General features: G+C 42.4%; 14 protein-coding genes and 1 pseudogene. 3 read left to right on the top strand and 12 right to left on the bottom strand.

All coding sequences use genetic code 11. The annotated features are described in order from the left end of the window. Window positions 1-40: 40 nt before the first annotated feature. Both NO559_RS12025 and glyA read right to left on the bottom strand, forming a co-directional pair. Window positions 41-1,423 (bottom strand): L-serine ammonia-lyase, encoded by a 1,383-nt coding sequence (locus tag NO559_RS12025; RefSeq protein WP_258332091.1) that lies wholly within the window; start codon window positions 1,421-1,423, stop codon window positions 41-43. A gap of 44 nt (window positions 1,424-1,467) precedes the next feature. After that, window positions 1,468-2,748, bottom strand: coding sequence for a serine hydroxymethyltransferase (glyA, locus tag NO559_RS12020; protein ID WP_258332090.1), 1,281 nt, complete (start codon window positions 2,746-2,748; stop codon window positions 1,468-1,470). Window positions 2,749-3,124: 376 nt separating this feature from the next. Here glyA and NO559_RS12015 point away from each other — a divergent pair, with 376 nt between their 5' ends. Together NO559_RS12015 and NO559_RS12010 are read left to right on the top strand one after the other, a co-directional pair. Continuing rightward, window positions 3,125-4,171, top strand: a complete 1,047-nt coding sequence (locus NO559_RS12015) for a GlxA family transcriptional regulator (protein WP_258332089.1) — start codon at window positions 3,125-3,127, stop codon at window positions 4,169-4,171. 71 nt (window positions 4,172-4,242) lie between these two features. After that, window positions 4,243-5,103, top strand: coding sequence for a LysR substrate-binding domain-containing protein (locus tag NO559_RS12010; protein WP_258332088.1), 861 nt, complete (start codon window positions 4,243-4,245; stop codon window positions 5,101-5,103). Between the two features lie 108 nt (window positions 5,104-5,211). On the opposite strand, the gene NO559_RS12005 is transcribed toward NO559_RS12010, so the two are convergent. From NO559_RS12005 to NO559_RS11970, 8 genes are all read right to left on the bottom strand, one after another. After that, window positions 5,212-5,982 (bottom strand): creatininase, encoded by a 771-nt coding sequence (locus tag NO559_RS12005; RefSeq protein WP_258332087.1) that lies wholly within the window; start codon window positions 5,980-5,982, stop codon window positions 5,212-5,214. A gap of 80 nt (window positions 5,983-6,062) precedes the next feature. Then, entirely contained in the window at window positions 6,063-7,700 is a 1,638-nt protein-coding gene (locus NO559_RS12000) for a BCCT family transporter (protein ID WP_258332086.1), read from the bottom strand. 172 nt (window positions 7,701-7,872) lie between these two features. Further along, the gene (locus NO559_RS11995; RefSeq protein ID WP_258332085.1) at window positions 7,873-9,081 is read right to left on the bottom strand and encodes a M24 family metallopeptidase; all 1,209 of its coding nucleotides are present in this window, start codon (window positions 9,079-9,081) and stop codon (window positions 7,873-7,875) included. A 441-nt stretch (window positions 9,082-9,522) separates the two neighbouring features. After that, the gene (locus NO559_RS11990; protein WP_258332084.1) at window positions 9,523-10,611 is read right to left on the bottom strand and encodes an ABC transporter ATP-binding protein; all 1,089 of its coding nucleotides are present in this window, start codon (window positions 10,609-10,611) and stop codon (window positions 9,523-9,525) included. Between the two features lie 23 nt (window positions 10,612-10,634). Beyond that, the gene (locus NO559_RS11985; protein ID WP_258332083.1) at window positions 10,635-11,435 is read right to left on the bottom strand and encodes an ABC transporter permease; all 801 of its coding nucleotides are present in this window, start codon (window positions 11,433-11,435) and stop codon (window positions 10,635-10,637) included. Beyond that, window positions 11,436-12,284, bottom strand: coding sequence for an ABC transporter permease (locus NO559_RS11980; protein ID WP_258332082.1), 849 nt, complete (start codon window positions 12,282-12,284; stop codon window positions 11,436-11,438). Window positions 12,285-12,377: 93 nt separating this feature from the next. Continuing rightward, on the bottom strand, window positions 12,378-13,532 hold the full coding sequence (locus NO559_RS11975) for a spermidine/putrescine ABC transporter substrate-binding protein (RefSeq protein ID WP_258332081.1): 1,155 nt from the start codon (window positions 13,530-13,532) through the stop codon (window positions 12,378-12,380). A gap of 277 nt (window positions 13,533-13,809) precedes the next feature. Continuing rightward, window positions 13,810-14,745 (bottom strand): LysR family transcriptional regulator, encoded by a 936-nt coding sequence (locus tag NO559_RS11970; protein ID WP_258332080.1) that lies wholly within the window; start codon window positions 14,743-14,745, stop codon window positions 13,810-13,812. A gap of 451 nt (window positions 14,746-15,196) precedes the next feature. On the opposite strand from NO559_RS11970, the gene NO559_RS11965 reads away from it, so the two are divergent. Further along, complete coding sequence (locus tag NO559_RS11965; protein ID WP_258332079.1) at window positions 15,197-15,979, top strand: DUF5020 family protein; 783 nt, start codon at window positions 15,197-15,199, stop codon at window positions 15,977-15,979. A 245-nt stretch (window positions 15,980-16,224) separates the two neighbouring features. Here the strand turns inward: NO559_RS11965 and NO559_RS11960 are convergent, their stop codons facing one another. Then, complete coding sequence (locus NO559_RS11960; RefSeq protein WP_258332078.1) at window positions 16,225-16,785, bottom strand: regulatory protein RecX; 561 nt, start codon at window positions 16,783-16,785, stop codon at window positions 16,225-16,227. 36 nt (window positions 16,786-16,821) lie between these two features. Then, window positions 16,822-17,283 (bottom strand): annotated as a pseudogene (locus tag NO559_RS11955) (DNA recombination/repair protein RecA); the annotation flags it as partial. Window positions 17,284-19,247 lie beyond the last annotated feature (1,964 nt).

Here is a 19,247-nt window from a genome sequence, read left to right as displayed (position 1 = left end):
GGGCGCAAACGCCCAACAATGGCTTTGTCGAATCGACCTATCAACATTCGATAATATTGACAGCCAAACCTCCCCTAGATGTTTCTTTGTATTTATCCAGCATGTCCTTGCCGGTCTCACGCATGGTGAGAATCACTTTATCCAAGGAGACAAAGTGCTTGCCATCACCACGTAACGCTAATGCTGCGGCGTTAATCGCTTTTAATGACGCCATAGCATTGCGCTCTATGCAGGGCACTTGTACCAAACCACCTATAGGGTCACAGGTCAGACCTAGATTGTGCTCCATGCCAATCTCTGCAGCGTTTTCTACTTGTTGAGGGGTGCCACCGGTGGCTTCTGCCAACCCAGCCGCGGCCATTGCACAGGCCGAGCCCACCTCACCCTGACAGCCCACTTCAGCACCTGAAATGGAGGCGTTCTCTTTAAACAGAATACCTATTGCTGCTGCCGTCAATAGAAAGCGGATCACACCTTCGTCGTTGGCATTAGGGCAAAAATTGCAGTAGTAATGCAGCACGGCTGGGATAATGCCCGCCGCGCCGTTGGTGGGTGCGGTAACCATACGGCCACCGGCAGCATTCTCTTCATTAACCGCTAAGGCATAAAGGTTGACCCAATCTAGGGCCCCTAGCGATGGCGTAATCATGTCCATGCGACTGCGATTTTTTAGATCGCGATATAAGGCCGCAGCACGACGTTTAACTTTTAAACCTCCAGGCAGAATACCTTCGTTTTGAATACCGTTTTGTACACACTCTTTCATGACCTCCCAGATTTTTAGTATGCCATCTGTAATTTCATCCTCAGTGCGCCAGACTTGCTCGTTGGCAAACATCACATCAGCAATAGCCAAATCTTCACTTTCACATATCGCCAATAGCTCTGCACCAGTACGAAACGGGTAAGGTAGCTCGGTAGTGTCTTCAACGATACGATCCGCACCTGCGGCATCTTCATCAACTACAAATCCACCACCCACTGAATAGTAAACGCGGTGATTTAACAAATCGCCATTACTACTCCAGGCTGAAAAACTCATACCATTAGCATGAAACGGCAATGACTCTTGGCGATGAAAAATAAGATCACTGGCTTCATCAAAAGCCACCGAATGCTCGCCCAACAACATTAACTGTGATTGTTTACAAATCTCAGTTGATCTAGGCACCACAATGGCAGGATTTATCTCTTCGGGCAAAAACCCCTCCAGCCCAAGTAACACTGCAGGACCAGAACCATGCCCTTTACCTGTAGCCCCCAATGAGCCGTACAACTGACATTGCACGCGTGCAACGGCATCTAATAAACCGGCATCTTGCAAGGCTGCGGCAAATAAATAAGCCGCTTTCATAGGCCCTACTGTATGAGAGCTAGATGGTCCAATACCCACTTTTAGCATATCGAATAAACTAACAGCCATTTCTATCACTCACTGTTTTATACAACGATTAAATTTATCTAACACTACTTATTAGCCGACACTGAATATCCGTACGCGGGATAATCCATGCAAAGTGAATGGACTCTTTCTTTCACTTCAGCAATAGCCTCACTGGCGTCACCAGCTTGCATAGCATCAAGAATATCTGCGATCCACTCTGCCAACTCCGCACACTGCGCCTCTTTTAATCCACGCGTAGTAATAACTGGAGAACCAATACGCAAACCAGAAGTTACAAATGGCGATTGTGGATCGTTAGGGACGGCATTTTTATTAACCGTAATAAAAGCCTGACCCAAAGCGGCATCAGCAGCTTTACCTGTTAACCCCTGTTTGATAAGGCTAAGAAGAAATAGATGGTTGTCTGTTCCGCCTGAAACAACGTCGTAACCACGATGCATAAATACTTGCGCCATAGCTTTTGCATTTGCCACTACCTGAGCCTGGTACTCTTTAAATGAAGGCTCTAATGCCTCTTTAAAAGCGACAGCTTTAGCCGCAATGACATGCATTAACGGCCCGCCCTGGCCTCCAGGGAAAATAGCCGAATCTAACTTTTTCTCTAAGTCGGGGTTAGAGCGACACACAATTAAACCACCGCGTGGGCCGCGCAATGTTTTATGAGTCGTGGTGGTTACTACATCGGCAAACGGAAGCGGATTAGGATACAGGCCAGCAGCCACTAGCCCCGCCACATGGGCCATATCAACAAAAAGATAAGCACCAACCGCATCGGCGATTTCGCGGAACCGTGCCCAATCAGCGATGCGAGAGTAGGCTGAGAAGCCGGCAACTATCATCTTGGGCTTATGCTCTTTCGCTAGCGCTTCAACCTCGGCGTAATTGATCTCACCGGTTTCAGTCAAGCCATACTGTACAGCGTTATATATCTTGCCAGAAAAGCTGACATGAGAACCATGGGTTAAGTGGCCACCGTGAGCCAAGCTCATACCTAATATCGTATCACCGGGCTGCACCAAAGCCATGTAAACAGCGGCATTAGCCTGTGAACCAGAGTGCGGCTGTACATTGGCATAATCTGCGCCAAAAAGCTGCTTAGCTCTACTAATGGCTAGCGTCTCCACCACGTCAACATGCTCGCAACCACCGTAATAACGCTTACCAGGATAGCCCTCGGCATACTTATTGGTTAATGCTGAACCCTGGGCCTGCATAACCAAAGGACTGGTATAATTTTCGGATGCTATTAATTCAATATGTTTTTCTTGTCGAACTTTCTCAGCCTGAATGGCATTCCAGAGCTCGCCATCGAATTCTTCTAATTTATTATTTTCATTAAACACAATAACTTACCTCTATACTGGGCTTTGCAGCCCGCTTAAACAAACATGTCCCAAAACCAGAACAATAAAAACTTGTACTAGCGCTGTTGAAACCATGCTAACCAATAACAAAAAGGGATAGTTGCGCCAATACGACCAAATCTGCGTATTTGCGACAATCAACAATAAAATTAATAATCGATACAACCACAGGCTATTACCGGCATTACTTAGGTAAGAGATAACGAATAAATATTGGTATAATGGTTATTGACTTCTGGCCAATAAAGCCGAGTATATAGCCATCAAATTTAGAAACATTAGAAACAACTAAGCAGCAAAAATAGCTAGCATAATAGTGCCCTTAACACCACAACCTATTTGAGCTACAGAACTAATGAATAAATATAAAAATAAACGCAGCTTTAACCATTTAATGCGGGACTCCAACAGCGCGTTTCTGTCATTACAGGGCGAAAATGATCAGCCAACTCGAGTCGCCTTCGTACTGCTTGAACACTTCTCAATGATGGCCTTTACTGCCGCCGTTGACGCACTGGTAACAGCAAACCTGGTACGAAGCTTTGCTCAATTTAGCTTCTCTACTTTTAGCCTAAACGGCCAGGCAGTGAAAAGCGATCTATCAATTGACATCAACACAAATGGGGGGCTTGACAAGCTAGCTATAGAAGGAGAAAACGCTGCTGACATAATTATCGTTTGCGGCGGCTACCGCTGCTCACTTAATCAACACAGCGTCTTAAGTGCAAAACTCAAAGCTGCCGCTAAGCGAGACATCACACTTGGCGGATTGTGGAACGGCGCAATTGCACTAGCCAATGCTGGGCTACTTGATAATCAAGAATGCGCCCTACACCCCGATAACCATGCTTTTATGCAAGAACGCTTTAACCGGGTAAAAATTTCAAAACAAACACATATCATTGATGATAAACACGCTACCAGTGCCGGGCCGATTAGCGCTTTAGAAATGATGCTGTCGTTAATAGAGAAAAAACAGGGGCGTGATATAGTGCGCGCGATTCGAGAAATTTTGAGCTGCGACCAGGTAACCGAAAACAGTAGTTCAACCCTCACCATAAACACCGACAATCAAAACTACCCAGAAACACTACGCACCTTACTACAGCTGATGAACTCCAACATTGAGGAGCCGCTGGGCATTAACGACTTAGCTACATACGCCGGCGTATCGCGCCGCCGTGTTGAGCGATTATTTCAATCACATCTAGAAACCACACCATCGCGCTATTATTTAGAGTTACGTATTACCAACGCACGCCGCTTATTGCTACAGGGGGAAGATTCAATCGCCAACATTGCTTCAGCCTGCGGATTTCTTAGCTCGACACATTTCAGCCACTGCTTCAAAGAATACTTTGGCATCTCTCCAAGCCAGGCCCGGCAATCCTATGCCAGCTAAACCATTTAACAAAACTTGATAATCGATAACATAAAAATTTATCAGAAAATTTGTACGAAGGGAGCATATTAATGAAAAACCTGCCAATAGACCTGCTACGAACACTAGTAACTGCAGTTGACCAGGGCGGGTTTACACGCGCAGGAAATATTCTCGGCCGTACCCAGTCGACTGTCAGCTTACAAATAAAACGTTTGGAAGAATTAATTGGATTCCCACTATTTAACCGTGATCGCGGCCTTCAACTCACCGAAGATGGTCACTTAGTTGTAGCTTATTCCCGGAAAATATTAGATTTAAATGATGAAATGGTATTACGGTACAATAAGCCTAGCACTCACGGAAAAGTAAAGCTTGGCATACCCAACGATTTTGAAAACCGCTTTTTGACCTCAATATTAAGCCGATACACCACAGCAAACCCCGAAGCCACTTTAGAAGTAACAAGTGATTTGTGCACCAACTTACAACGTGACTTTAAAAAAGGTGCTTACGACTTAATCATGGTCATTGAAGAGCTAGAACATGTTAATTCTATCAACAAAGACGGAATCACTAACCCTATTATGTGGGTCACTGGGGCCGATTATACCCCAGATAACAGCAAACCCTTGCCACTTATAATGTACCCCGAGGGCTGCCTTTATAGAAATCACATTATAAAAACACTTAATGATGCCAATATAAGCTGGAGAATTGTTTACAGCACTGCAACATTACATGGCATTCATTTCGCTGTTGAAGCAGGCATGGGCATAAGTGCACTGGCAAAAAGCACCATGCTACCGGGTTTAAAATCTTTTAGAAGTAGCGATATACTTCCTGAGCTGGGAAATGTTGCTATAGGCTTTTATTATAATATGAGTGAATTGTCGCCTGCCGCCGCCAGACTATTAGAATATTTACGCGATAGCTTACACAGCTCAAGATAACTTATATTCAGTCACATACTGACATTGTTGACCTATAAAAAAAGAGCCCGCCCAAAATAATCAAGCGAACCCCTTTTTTGAGAAGGTATATAAAACCATTTCTTGACGTTAAAACATATCATCAAGGGCTTTAGTAATACCATTAACACAAACCTCGATTAAAAGATTACCTTTTTCTGCTGTCGCTTTTTTAGCCGAGGATAATGTACCAGAGGGCGGGGTCAACTCTGGGTTAACAGGAAAACTATCATAAGGCGGGAACTCTGCTGGGTCGTGGTCAACAACCTTACTCATATCAACAAACTGAGGGTATAAAGCTAACATAATGGAAGTTTCTAATACGCCGCCATGCTCTATATCCCAGCCAGTAAAACCATCTGGATATATTTTTTCGATGGTATCTTCCAATACGAAATCCCAGTAAGAAATAATGCTTACTCGAATATTCTTAATCCCATCCCAGCGCAACTCACGCAAGGCTAAATCAATACCCTCGACGATAAACATCGAGTTTTCGAAGTGGCCATTCATTAAAACAATTTTTCTAGCACCATGGCGAGCAAATTCTTTTATCACATCACGGATAGTTGCTGTCACTGTCATACCATCAAGGCTGGTTGTACCAGGTAAGTGGTTACCGCCGCCAGATTGTTGCTGCGACTTATAGCCATAGGTAATGGCTGGCGCCACTAGCGCACCCGCTTTTTTAGCAACACGCTCAGAAATAGCGGTGGGGATCAGTACATCAGGATTCATCGACATGTGAGGCCCATGCTGTTCTAACGCTCCAACAGGGAGCATTACAACAGTTTCACCATCTTTGACCAGCTCGTTATACCGAGTAAAAGCCAGTTCTGAGATATGAACACTATCTTTCATATGGGTAATTCCTTTGTTAAAAATACAAAAAACACCTAACACAGCAGCGCTAGGTGTTGCTTACGATTGCTTAAACCAGATTAACTTACCGCAGGCTGAGCAGTTGCCATTGCCGGCTCTTTCTGCAAGGCTTTATACAAGCTGTAACACATAAACAGCATAATAAAAGAAAACGGTAATGACGCCATAATGGAAGCAGTCTGTAAGATAGACAACGCTGCCGCACCACCTGCTACCAATAAAGTAGCCGCCACGATTCCTTCAATTAAACCCCAGCTAATGCGGTGATGTATCTTAGGGTGAGGATTACCGTTAGACATAATAGTCGTTAATACCAATGTACCCGAGTCTGATGAGGTTATGAAATAGGTCCCTACTAGGATAGTGCCTACAAAACCAGCAACTACAGCCAAGCTACCCACATCCATTAGATTAAATGTCATATAGAGCGCAGTGGTAAGGTTCTCAGATACAGCCGCACCCACACCTCCAGCCCCAAACAGATCAATACTCAAGGCAGTGCCGCCAAATAGTGCCAACCAAACAAAAGTCATAATTGTTGGTACCATAATAACACCGAAGATAAACTCTCGAATTGTACGGCCTTTAGAGATACGTGCGATAAACACACCTACAAAGGGTGCCCACGAGATCCACCAGCCCCAATAAAATACTGTCCACCAACCCTGCCAGCTTGACTTCCAGCTCTCCCAAGCAGAAGGGTCTTGGGTATTAGCACCACCCCAAAAACTAAAAGGGATAAAATTAGCGACGTAGTCACCAGTCGATTGGATTAATAGTAGTATTAAGTAACGTGTTGGCCCCCAAAAGAAAAAGAAAGCCATAAGCATTAAGCTAAGCCAAAAGTTCAACTGGCTGAAAAGCTTTATACCTTTACCCACACCTGTACACACCGAAATAATAGCAACCACCGTGATAATAGCGATTAAGCCCAGCTGTGTTGTGACTGATATTTCTGTACCAAATACAAAGTTTAAGCCCGCATTAATTTGCTGAACACCTAAACCTAGGGATGTTGCAATACCAAAGATCGTGGCAAACACGGCTAGGATATCAGCAGCATTACCTAAAGGGCCGTGAATTTTATCACCGAGCAAAGGCTCTAGAGTAGAACGAATTGTTAAGGGCATTCCTCTTCGATGAACTGCATAGGCCAAACAAATTGCAACAATGCAGTAAATAGACCACGCATGCAGTCCCCAGTGAAAAAAGCTAATGCGCATAGCTACGCCAGCAGCTTCGGCAGTACCGCCCTCACTAAATGGGTTACCTTGAAAATGGAACATGGGCTCGGCAATGCTCCAAAATATCAAGCCTATACCCTGACCCGCAGCAAACAGCATGACAAACCATGAAAAATAACTGTATTCCGGCTTATCATTTTCACTACCCAGTTTAACCTTGCCGTAAGGGCCTAGGGCTAACCAGCCATTGAAAATCAGAAAACCCGCGGCAATTAAAATATAATACCAGGAAAAGTAGTAAGTTATGGTGCTACGTAAGCTATCAAATAGCGCCCCCGCCGACTCTTGGTATAAAACGGTGTATGTCACGAAGACAATAACAATTAACAACGATGATAATGTTACACATGGGTTTAGTCCTTTTAAAAACCCCTCTTTTGCAACATAGTCATATTCATCATGGCGGCCCACCAACAAACGGGGCGAGCCATAAGTATCACTACTCGTATTCATCTTAACCTCTATTATCATTATAGTGTTCGGTTATTAGTATGTGAGCGCTATCAGAAATTAGCCTAGCTAAACTTCATCAAGCCCTCACATGCTATTCAAATAATGATAGTCATTATTTGAATAAAGGCATCTATAGCCATATTACTATTAGCGTTCTTCGCAATAGCTAAAATCACACGATATTATGTTCAGGCCCAAAGGGAAACTTGGTTATATTTTCAACACCATTGTCATCTATCACCAAAATATCATGCTCGCGGTAGCCACCGGCGCCCGGCATTCCCTCAGGGATCATGATCATAGGCTCCATTGAAACCACCATTCCTGGCTCGATGACAGTATCAACATCTTCGCGCAACTCTAAACCGGCCTCACGCCCATAGTAATGGCTCAAAGTACCAAATGAATGACCATAGCCAAATGTACGGTACTGAAGTAGGTCACGCTCAAGATAAATCTCGTTTAATTCTGCAGCTATATCACAACAGCGTGCGCCAGGCTTAATTAACTCAAGACCACGGCGGTGAACTTCAACATTAACATTCCACAGCTCTAGGTGACGATCTGATACTGATTCACAAAACAGAGTACGCTCAAGCGCAGTGTAGTAACCAGCAATCATAGGGAAGCAGTTCAGGCTTAGTATATCACCAGACTCTATTTTTCTAGAAGTAACGGGGTTATGTGCGCCGTCGGTGTTAATACCCGACTGGAACCATGTCCACGTATCCATCAATTCAGCTTCTGGGAAGGTTCTTGCAATCTCTCTTACCATGGCTTGTGTGGACGCTAACGCCACCTCGTATTCAGGCACACCAGCTTTAATGGCATCACGGCAAGCCGCACCACCGATATCAGCAACACGAGCGCCATGCTTGATAAGTTCGATTTCTTCGGCTGACTTTCTCATACGCTGTTGCATGGTTGCAACACCTACATCAACGAACTCAGCATTCGGCAATATAGATTCCATCTTTTTAAGATTTTGCAGGTGCATATGATCGTATTCGACACCTACTCGACCGCCATTTTTTATCAATGATTTTACAGCGTGGAAAAAGTTGTCTTTTTGCCAGTCAGTATAAACAATATTGCTATCCTGGCTTCTTCTATGGGGTTGACCACCATCAATATTAGCAGTGATTGTGGTTGTTTCGTCCTGGGTAACAACTAGACCGTAGTTGCGACCAAATGAGCAATAAACGAAGTCACCAAAATAATTAATATTGTGATAGGAGGTAAAAAGCACCGCTTCAATATCATTCTCAGCCATGTGCTTGCGCAATATACTTAATCGCGAAGACATTTCCTCTTTTGAAAATGTACCTTTTACTTTTTCACCATTAGGTATAACTAAAATCTTTGGCATTTCTACTTTCATTATTAATTCCTATTATTCTCTACCAAATAATTATAAATCTTGGCTTGTACGAGCATGCTCTATCACACCAAGAGCCTAAGCTGATATCCCTTAAACTGTTTGAGAAATAACGGCTTAGAAACATAAAAACACAGTATAAAAAACAGGTAAAATGAGTAGTTCAAATGGCAGCATTGGCGACACAAATGCCGTTTGAGCAAAAGGGCTAACAGCCCATATATGGTCGTTATTGGCAGGTAAATAACACTTATTTACACCACCAAAAACCGCAGAAAATAATAGCGTATCAGTCAAAGTTTAAATAACGACATTATTAACAAGTGCAGAGCGCGCATTTCCCATACAACCAACTCTGCCATGAGCAATAGTGCCGCCACCCCTAACCCATTCCCAAGAGCAAATAGGCAAGTTAATACATATATGAGCAGAATAGGCTAAACATTAAGGCTTGATAATATGACAATGATCCGATTGCCAATGAGCGTAATAATCACCCTTTTTCAGATCACCAAGCACCTCCATTTGCGCCTGGGTAACCAGCGATATGATCTGTTCACCCGACTCAGTCTCTAAATATAAAACGACCGCTGAGCCAACAAATTCCTCACCTTTTAAGCGGCACAGAAATTGATTATCAAAATCTGAATTCACCGTACGAGAAACAAAAACACGATCGGCACTAATCGCAAAATCAGTAGCGGCAGACCTGTCAGCAGGCTCAGCTTCACTGGCTTTAATCTTATAATCACCATCGTTACCAGCCAACACCCAAATGCCATTGTGCTCTGATTTGTATTGGCCACCCAGAATGTTATTTTTACCGACAAAACCGGCCACAAAATGGTTATTAGGTCGCTGATATAAATCTTTAGGGCTTCCTATCTGCTGTACTCTTCCCTCATTCATAATCACTACACGATCAGCCATGGCAAATGCCTCTGACTGGCTGTGCGTCACATAAATAAAGGTAATACCAAGCTCACGCTGTAGCTCAGTTAGCACTCCTTGCATATGCACAACCATATTGCTATCTAGGGCACTTAACGGCTCATCTAGCAACAAAATCTCAGGTTCGGTTACCAGCGTGCGCGCCAGCGCCACACGTTGGCGCTGACCACCGGATAACTGGTCGACTCTGCGTTCAGCGAATTCAGCTATAGCGAGGTTATCAAGCCATTTTAAAGCGCGCTTACGGCGTTCTGGTTTTGCAACCTTTTGCATTCTAAGACCAAACTCAACATTTTCGACAACGCTTAAAAAGGGAAAAAGAGCTAAGGTTTGCCATACTAAAGGCGTGTTTCGCTGGTAGGATTTAAGGTGATTAATACATTTACCCCGCAGCAACACTTCCCCCTCACTAGGCTCTTCAAAACCTGCCAACATACGTAGGCTAGTCGTTTTACCACAACCTGATGATCCCATAAGCGCAATAAACTCGCCCTGCTCGATGGACAGGTTAAGATTATCGACGGCTGTGTAATCATCAAAATGTTTACTAACGTTTCTAAATTCAACTAAGCTTTCTGACATCTTATCAACCCTTTTTTAAAATCTTATTCTTCTGTTGTTTTTTTAGAGGAGTTACGCATTAAAATAATATTAGCGGCAATAACCAGCATCATACTAAGCATAAACACAACACTTCCGATGGCATTAATACGCGGACTAACTTGCCCTTGCAAAAAACTCAAAATTCTAACAGGCAGCGTCTCATTTAACCCTGAAACAAACCAGGCAACAGCAAATTCATCAAAAGAAACAGCCATAGTAATAAGAAGTGAAGAAACAATAGCCGGCAGGCAAAATGGAAAAATAACAAACCGCATCGCACCCCACTGACTCGCACCTAAGTTCCAGGCTGCAGACTCCAGATCGGGATCCATTTGCGACAGACGTAATCGAATGAGCGCCATAGCAAAAGGCGTACACATTACAACATGGCTGATAATAACTGAATGCGTCCCACCTGACAGGTCAACCCTTGATAGGAAGAACAGCATCGCTAGGCCCATAATAATCAATGGCACCGTAGGCGGTAGTAGCGCTAAAGCAAGGTATACTGACTTACCGGTAAAACTATAACGGTAGTCTGTATAAGCAGCACAAAACCCCAAAAATGTTGACACCATCGCTACACTAACACCCACTGTCAAGGTGCGATAAAACCCCGCCCATACGTCAGCGTCCTCATTAACAGCCTCATACCACTTAACACTAAACTCCCCTAATGGTAACGAAGGAAACCTATCCGCATTAAAGGAGAATATAAAGCTGGCAATAATAGGTGAAAAAATGAAACCCAAAATTATTAATAAGTATAGACACAATAAACTGTTATTAAGCCGTGCATTCATTTAACTTTTCCCCTTATATGCAAAGCGAAGCGCTAAAAATGTCGTCGCCAACAAAGTGACTATCATAGTAATAGCCACAACAGCTGCTCGCGGCCATTGCTGCCCAGCTTTACTGAGATCGATTATAAGAATACTCAGTGTTTGCGTTGTTGCTCCACCTAAGTAAATTGGACTTACAAAATCACCAAAACTTAAAATAAAACAAAATAGTGCAGCCAGCACCAGGCCAACGCGTGCAGCTGGAATAACCACTAAGAAAATTGTTTTTAGTGGAGAACACTTTAGATTATGCGCCGCTTCAACTAAGTTCCTGTCAATATTCGACAAACTAAATACTTGCAGTAAAATCACCAACGGTAAGCTCAAAGTCAAATAACCTATGACTGACCCTAGCTTAGTATTAATCATCGCAACAGCACCTACTCCTATATAATCAAGGGCCGCATTAATAATTCCATTATCATTAAGAAACACTTGCCACGAATATATTCGCACTAAATAACTGGTAAAAAATGGAACAATTAATGACAAAAGAACAATTCGTTTAATATTTTCAGAAAGTTTAAAAGAGATATAATATGAAGCGGGGAATGCTATGACGCTAGCAATAATGGACGTCATTGCTGCTAAGGAAAATGTCCATCCATAAGACTTCCAAAAATACCCTTTCTCAAATATATACAGCCAATTACTAAAGGTAAAATCTGGCTGAACACGGTAAAATTTTACACTCCAAAAAGATAAAACTAGTAAGAAAAATAGCGGAAAAACAAAAAAAGCAAGTTGATAAATTAAGGGTGGAAAACTAAAAAATGCGGAGAAAATCGAACGATTTGAAATTAAGCCCACTGCAACCTCCGTAACTTAATATTTGGTCAGGCAGTAAAAAGTAATAAAGTGAAAGTTCAAGGGGAGAGTCCTCCCCTTGACCCTGATGATTTACTAACTATTTTTATACTCAAGCCAGAAATCATTCCACGTCTCTAGTGATTGCTGCACTGGTAGCGTGCGGTATTTCACTCGTCCATTTCTGATATCACTAATTACATTATCTTTCCCAAGTTCCATGCGCTGCCTTTTGGCTTCCTCTGGGGTCACTTTAGCGAGTAACTCCCAAGCTTTTTTATTAACAATTGCAGCGGGATAGGCAGCCATATTAGCTGACCGAACCTGACCTTCAGGGCTAGACATATACTGGATAAATTTACGGGCTAGGTCATGGTTTTTAGCATTTTTTCCAATACACAACGACTCTGTCCACTGTAAGCCTCCCTCTTCTGGAATCACCGTACGCACCGGGCTTCCATCTTTTTGTAAAACGCCAGTAATCCAGTCCCCAATGCCACACATGGCTTGAATTTGACCATTTTTGAGTGATGAGAAGGTACCACCATAGTCATAAAACCCATTGACTTGTGAGCGTATCTCCATGGTTTTGCTCGTTAATGCCTCAAATTTTTTCTGGTTAATATCATAGGGGTTTGGGTTGCCCATATACATACTCATACAACCCAGGTTAGGCAGATGCCAGTCAAAGTGCCCCACTCTTCCCTTAAGCTTTTCATCCCACAATAACGAGTAACTCATTGCTTCTTTTTCGCTAATGTTTTCAGAGTTGTAGGAAACCCCTAAGAAACCAAATCGCAGTGCTACTGAGTAAAGCTCTTTACCACTCCAGTGGCCACCAAAACGCTGGAACTCTGGCCAATAATCATCGAATGGGTAATCACTAGGGTTAAGCTTTTCAACAAAACCTGCTTCTTTAAGCTGAAGAACATACTCGGCATCAGAAAGCACTACATCGTATGTTCCTGGCGGAGACTGTGCAATTAGCGCCAGCATATTGTCACCACCTGTGTAATATTTTGCTTTTACCTTACAGTTATTGGCTTGCTCGAAGGCCTCAACAATATCCTTCTCGCCATGCCCATACCACGCAAGCAATGTCATCTCTCTCGGTGCTGCATTCGCTTTTTTTGACATCAGCATGGGGGCGACACCACCCAACGCTGCAATACCAGATGCTGCACTAGCTGCCTTAATAAAATCTCTTCTTGATTTCATTATTGTAGACTTTGTTTTTTTATCATTATTCATTAACGCCTCCAACCATTTTGATTAAATCAGTTTGATCCGTACCGGCTTTTTATGCGCTTTCAATCTAATTAATAAAAACAACAACGTAAATTTATTTATTTTTACTTTAAGAATCAATAAAAATGACTCCTAAAAAATAATGTCAATTAAATTGACTATCAATCAACACCCTATTTCCTTTTAAAACAAGAGAAATGAAACTTGCTACTTAAAAGTATAAAGAAAATACGGACCTGATTTAAATCCATCTAATTTTAATCGTTCGTGAAAACAGCCATTAAGCGTAACTTACTGTCTCCCCTCGAAACCTATTATGCTTACACTCCATTTTTAAAAAATCGATTACAGCCTGCATTGATGGTGTTATTTCACGCTCTGACGACCAGACCAAGCCTAAACTCATTGATGGAACATGATCAGAGATATCCTTAGACATCAGCCGCCCCCCTTCTAGCGACCAAGACCGAAAAAGCAATTGCGACAAAATTGTTACATACTGACCGCTAGCCACAAAGCTTCTAACCGCCTCAATAGATTCTGTACGAAATATTTTTTTCGGCTTATTTCCATATCCTGTCCAGATTGCCTCTGTATTTTTATCGGTCTCGTCCATGCAAAGTTGAATATAGGGTTCTTGGCAAATATCAGCTAATGTAACACCATCCATGCCAGCAAAACGATGATGTGAAGAGCAGCACAATGTACGCTTTGATTCAAACAAACTTTCAATTTCCAACCCACTCGATAACTCCATATTAGAAGTCAACATCACAGCCAAATCCAAATCACCATTTACAATCATGTGTTCTATTTTTTCACGATCATGCTCAGTCACATCAATTTCTAATTGCGGGTATACTCGACTTAATCTAACCAAAGGCATAGGTAAAAAATAGCCCATCACAGCAGCTGAAGCCCCTATTTTCAAAGACTCAAACATCAATCGCTTTTGCTGTCTAAAGGAGTAATCCACATCTAACATCATCGTCATAACACTTTTACAATGATCTAAGAAGCGATGACCATCATAAGTTAAGCGCACCCCTCGTTGATGCCGCTCAAATAATATTACTGCTAATTCTTGCTCTAACAGCTTTAGGGATTCAGTAATAGCGGAAGGAGAAATATTAACCTGCTGTGCCGCGAGGTTAATCCTACCGGCTTCAGCTACGGCAATAAAATATCGCATTTGCCGCAAAGAAATATTGATCATTGTTTTACCTATACTTCTATGCAGAACCGTATAGGAACTGCCTAAATTATTAACGTTATTATAATATTTAGCTTACATCTGTAATCCTCACGCCCCCCGTCTTTATGCTGCCTTCATTATTTATGATTAGCCATCATTATCTCTATAAATAATCACTCTGTATTTAATAGATATTAATAACACCAATATAAGACCGCCCGTTATTTTCAATATTATTCATCATAGCCTAATTTTTTATTATGAACATGCCATCATCATTGTATTTATCAATGCCTCTATTGAAACTACTCATTTCACTTACTCTCGTATTCACACCTACTATCAACACCTAGATTTAGAGTCCAGACAGTTCTCAAAATCTGTGCGGCAACTTCAATCTAATAATCATTGAACAAACCGTCAAATTCTTAGCTTTTAATAACAAAAATGACACTAAGATCAGGAGAAATAAATGAAAAAAAATAACACATTAAGTAACTATATTTTTGCTGCCATATCAACTTCCCTATGCTTCAACGCCGCACAAGCTGCGACATGGAGCGATACAAATGTAGAGATTCTACAAGGCGGCAGCGATGTTTATGATTTTGGAACCGGTGATTTTGACACAACAATGACCACTATTACGCTCGAACATGCTAGTGGCTGGGAATACGGTGACAACTACTTCTTTGTTGATATTTATAAAGAAAATACTAGTGCCCCAGATGACAGTACAACTGTTTACTCTGAGTATTACACTAATTTAAGCCTATCAAAAATAACTGGCAAATCGTTTTCAGCTGGGATTATTAAAGATGTAGCCTTGCATGGTGGCATCAATGCCGGCAATGACTTCCAAGTACTTACTTATGGCATTAATCTTAACCTAGACCTTCCCGGCTTTAGCTATGCCGCTGTATCAATTTCAGTTTATGATGATGTTGCAGGTGCGGTACATCGTGCTGACGGCGACAAATCCTATATTGTTACGCCAGTATGGGGATTCCCTTTTGAAATAGGCAATACTAAATGGATGTTCGATGGCTTTGTTGATTTCATTGGCGAACGTGGTGGCTCTACCAAAAGCTCTATACTTGCCCAACCTCATATTCTTTTTGACCTAGGGCACAGTCTCTTCGATGACGCCGGAAAACTTTACATAGGTTTAGAATATAGCTGGTGGAAGAATAAATATGGTTTAGATCTGCCAATCGAAAGACATCCTCAGTTTATGATTCAATATAACCTTTAACAATCCGCAGTTTAGATTATAAAAAACCTTCAAGCAGAAAACTGTTGCTTGAAGGTTTTTTTGCTTCGATATAGCTCATAGCTATCTTATTATACTATTTCATCATTTTAACGTTTTAAAATCTTTATTCTCTTCTACCCCTTTTCTCGTAACATTAATTAATGACTTTAGAATCAAGCTCGTCAGCACCCACCTCATTAGATTAACAAAATAGATAAAGAGTCGAAAAGTAAATTAACGAATCATTAAATACTGGGGGTATCCAATAAATGAATAAAATGGTCAAAGCTAAAACCACGGCTTTGCATAAAGCGCATACGCTTGGCTTTTTCTTTGTGGTCAGCTATGGGGCGGCCTTGGTATTTGCGCTCATAGAGATCTTGGGCAAGGGCAAACCATTCATCCTCTACAGCCTCTAAGCTCAGCGCTATTAGCTCTGCGCTTAAACCCTTTTGCTGCAGCTGTTGCCGCACCACCATAGGCCCCTTACCACTGTTTTTTTTGCTATTAATAAACGCTTCCACAAAACGCTCATCGCTTTGCAAGCCTTGCTCTCGCAGGATTTGCAATTGTTCTGTAATTAGCTCTGGAGGATGGTGTTCAGATTTAGAGAACTTGCTACCCAACTTGGTGAGCAGCTCTTGATAACCGTGCTCACGCCTAGCTAGCAAGTTCATTGCTGCCAGGCGTATATCACGAGAGGGATTTTCGGGCTTTAGTTGAGGCTTTTTTTTGGGGCTTTTTTTTGAGCTTTGTTCAGGCTCTAGCTCGCGTGCTGCGTCATCAGCTTGATGATAATCTTCCATAACAGCACGCCCGCTAGTTAGCCAACTCCGGCAGGCTTATTCAGCCGCCACAGCCTCTGCTTTTGCTGTTGCTGCCGCGGCCTTGCTGGCCACATCGGCTTTTTCAGCATTAGAGGTAGGTACCACTAATAACTCAGCACGAATTTGTTTTTCAATTTCAGCGGCAATTTCTGGATTATCACTTAAAAAGCGCGCTGCATTGGCTTTACCTTGGCCTATTTTGTCGCCTTTATAGGCATACCAAGCGCCAGACTTATCCACCAAGTTAAGCTTAACGCCTAAGTCTATAACCTCACCCATGTGGTAAATACCTTTACCGTAGTGGATTTGGAACTCAGCTTGTTTGAACGGTGGTGACACTTTGTTTTTAACGACTTTAACGCGGGTTTCGTTACCTATGACTTCTTCGCCATCTTTAACGGCACCGGTGCGGCGTATATCTAAACGCACAGAAGAATAAAACTTAAGGGCATTACCACCAGTGGTGGTTTCAGGGTTAGGTGTAGCATTCACTTTTTAGGGCCTTTTTGTCTGAACCGGAGATCAGATAAACAACACGATCACTAGCAATATTCATTCAATCAATAACTTAAGTTTTCATTAATGGGGCAATATAGCCCTATACTGAGCATTAAATCATTATTTCATGACCTAATCCACCTAGATTTATAGAATCCCACAAAGTGTAAGGGCATTTTTTTTGATTGAATCGATAACGTCAGGAAGGGAACAAAAATAAGCTCCCTATTAACAGCTTGAGACTCTATCACAGACCTCAGGCCTAGATTTTAAATTTTTTTAATGGCTTAGTTATGGCAAAAAAATGCTTTCTCTTAAGAGGTACCTATCAAGGGCTTATATACCACCCTAGCTCTAAAAATACCTGAAGAAGAAATTACGAATTGCTTAATTCAGTTGCTGGCATTTAAATAGAAAACATCATTGTCTTGACCCTTACTAAAGATACACCCACAAAAGAAGTCAAATCACTATCCCTATTGTACGGGGCAGAGAATTTCCAAATGCCGAAGGAAGAAAATATTCACCAATTGCAGATATAGGAATGAGTCAAAACTGAAAAATTCGAGGCGAGCTAATAGAAAAACAACAACCAACAATGGGCTGAAGGAAATGTACTTATTTTATTCTTGAGCCTACCATTACAACTCCTCCGAGAAAAATCATACATAAAGAGCCTATCAGAAGTTAAGGGTGCGAGCGCTGGACGGATTTGCACACTACACTGGCCGCACATGAAAGCCGTGCCGATTTTACCTGAAGACCTCGCTGGGGACCCTGCATAGCTGCTCTGACCACAAGGACGCAGTATTTTTGTAATGAGGCCGCCGCAAACCGACTAAGATGAGCGTATCAATTTTGTAAAGATGTCAGCGGCGTGAGGAGCCAATCAAAGAAAAAGAGCAGAGGTTGAGCCAAGTAAAGAGATCTCGCCACAATTGAAAATCTAATAGGCTGTGGCATAGTTTTTTGGAGAAGGTCAACTTAATAATTATCGATGAATCACAGCGGTCAAACCACCTGTCAGATCAGTATACTTACCAGTTCTAACTTGTTTAGAAAGCTGACTTAGTTTCTTTTTACTCTCTTCAGATAACCCAGTTGGCTTTGCAGGAGCTGTGCTCGGCATTGTGTTAGCAACTCGGCCCTTCAACCAAATTTTTAATCGCTGAATCATTATTCCCCCGCAAACACCTCCATACAGTAATGACCAGATCTTGAATCCAGCGGTCCTAATTAGATTCATCATCGCTGTAACATCAGAATTGCCGGTCAAAATGAAGGCTTATTTTCATAGTTACCTCTACAACCAGCAGTATGGTGCTAGTGCACAATACTGGTCAACACCTTGACTTTTCATTATGATTTTAAAGTATCAGTGATAGAGCTAAGGGCTTACCAAACAGTAGAGCCCCTAGGAAGGAAAACGCCATGCGATGCCGATCAAAATACCACCAATTAATCCTAATTAATCAAGCTTTGATTAATTAGGATTAATTGGTCATAGGGCCCTATTTTACTGAGGTTCAGCCATAATGATCCACTAAACTAATAGGCTATTGGCCGCCATGGCGATAGCTATCGCATCATGTACAGCGCGGTGTGGTGACAGGCTCTCTTTCTCCATAAAGCGGACAACTTGTTGCTTGAGGCGGCTTTATTTAGAGGGGGCGGCAGCTGGTGGATATCCCGAAGCGAATACCGTCTATGCCCAATTTCGCACACCACAGCCCGCCCCACTCTGGAGCATCGGAATAAATCACACCAAAGCCTGATAGGGCCGAAGCAATTTCAGCCTGAACCTGTTTAAGCGGCAAGCCCTCTTTTTCCAGATAGGGACGAGTTAGCCCATGAACGGCTTGGCTTGTCGCAGACCAAACATTCCAATCGGGCTCAGGTTCAATTATCCAATAACAGCTACGCCCTCTGACTACCAAACCGCA

Origin of the sequence: Dasania sp. GY-MA-18, assembly GCF_024734385.1 — a bacterium.
Taxonomy (GTDB): domain Bacteria; phylum Pseudomonadota; class Gammaproteobacteria; order Pseudomonadales; family Dasaniaceae; genus Dasania; species Dasania phycosphaerae.
The sequence above is the reverse complement of the archived record's forward strand: the minus strand, read 5'-3'. Positions and strand labels throughout refer to the sequence as shown.

What these genes read in the sequence shown, in the direction of transcription:
- NO559_RS12025 (WP_258332091.1), bottom strand. Translation starts at nt 1,423, where the DNA reads ATGGCTGTTAGTTTATTCGATATGCTAAAAGTGGGTATTGGACCATCT.
- NO559_RS11960 (WP_258332078.1), bottom strand. Translation starts at nt 16,785, where the DNA reads ATGGAAGATTATCATCAAGCTGATGACGCAGCACGCGAGCTAGAGCCT.
- NO559_RS11995 (WP_258332085.1), bottom strand. Translation starts at nt 9,081, where the DNA reads ATGAAAGTAGAAATGCCAAAGATTTTAGTTATACCTAATGGTGAAAAA.
- NO559_RS12000 (WP_258332086.1), bottom strand. Translation starts at nt 7,700, where the DNA reads ATGAATACGAGTAGTGATACTTATGGCTCGCCCCGTTTGTTGGTGGGC.
- NO559_RS11970 (WP_258332080.1), bottom strand. Translation starts at nt 14,745, where the DNA reads ATGATCAATATTTCTTTGCGGCAAATGCGATATTTTATTGCCGTAGCT.
- NO559_RS12010 (WP_258332088.1), top strand. Translation starts at nt 4,243, where the DNA reads ATGAAAAACCTGCCAATAGACCTGCTACGAACACTAGTAACTGCAGTT.
- NO559_RS12015 (WP_258332089.1), top strand. Translation starts at nt 3,125, where the DNA reads ATGAATAAATATAAAAATAAACGCAGCTTTAACCATTTAATGCGGGAC.
- NO559_RS11965 (WP_258332079.1), top strand. Translation starts at nt 15,197, where the DNA reads ATGAAAAAAAATAACACATTAAGTAACTATATTTTTGCTGCCATATCA.
- NO559_RS11990 (WP_258332084.1), bottom strand. Translation starts at nt 10,611, where the DNA reads ATGTCAGAAAGCTTAGTTGAATTTAGAAACGTTAGTAAACATTTTGAT.
- NO559_RS11975 (WP_258332081.1), bottom strand. Translation starts at nt 13,532, where the DNA reads ATGAATAATGATAAAAAAACAAAGTCTACAATAATGAAATCAAGAAGA.
- NO559_RS11985 (WP_258332083.1), bottom strand. Translation starts at nt 11,435, where the DNA reads ATGAATGCACGGCTTAATAACAGTTTATTGTGTCTATACTTATTAATA.
- NO559_RS12005 (WP_258332087.1), bottom strand. Translation starts at nt 5,982, where the DNA reads ATGAAAGATAGTGTTCATATCTCAGAACTGGCTTTTACTCGGTATAAC.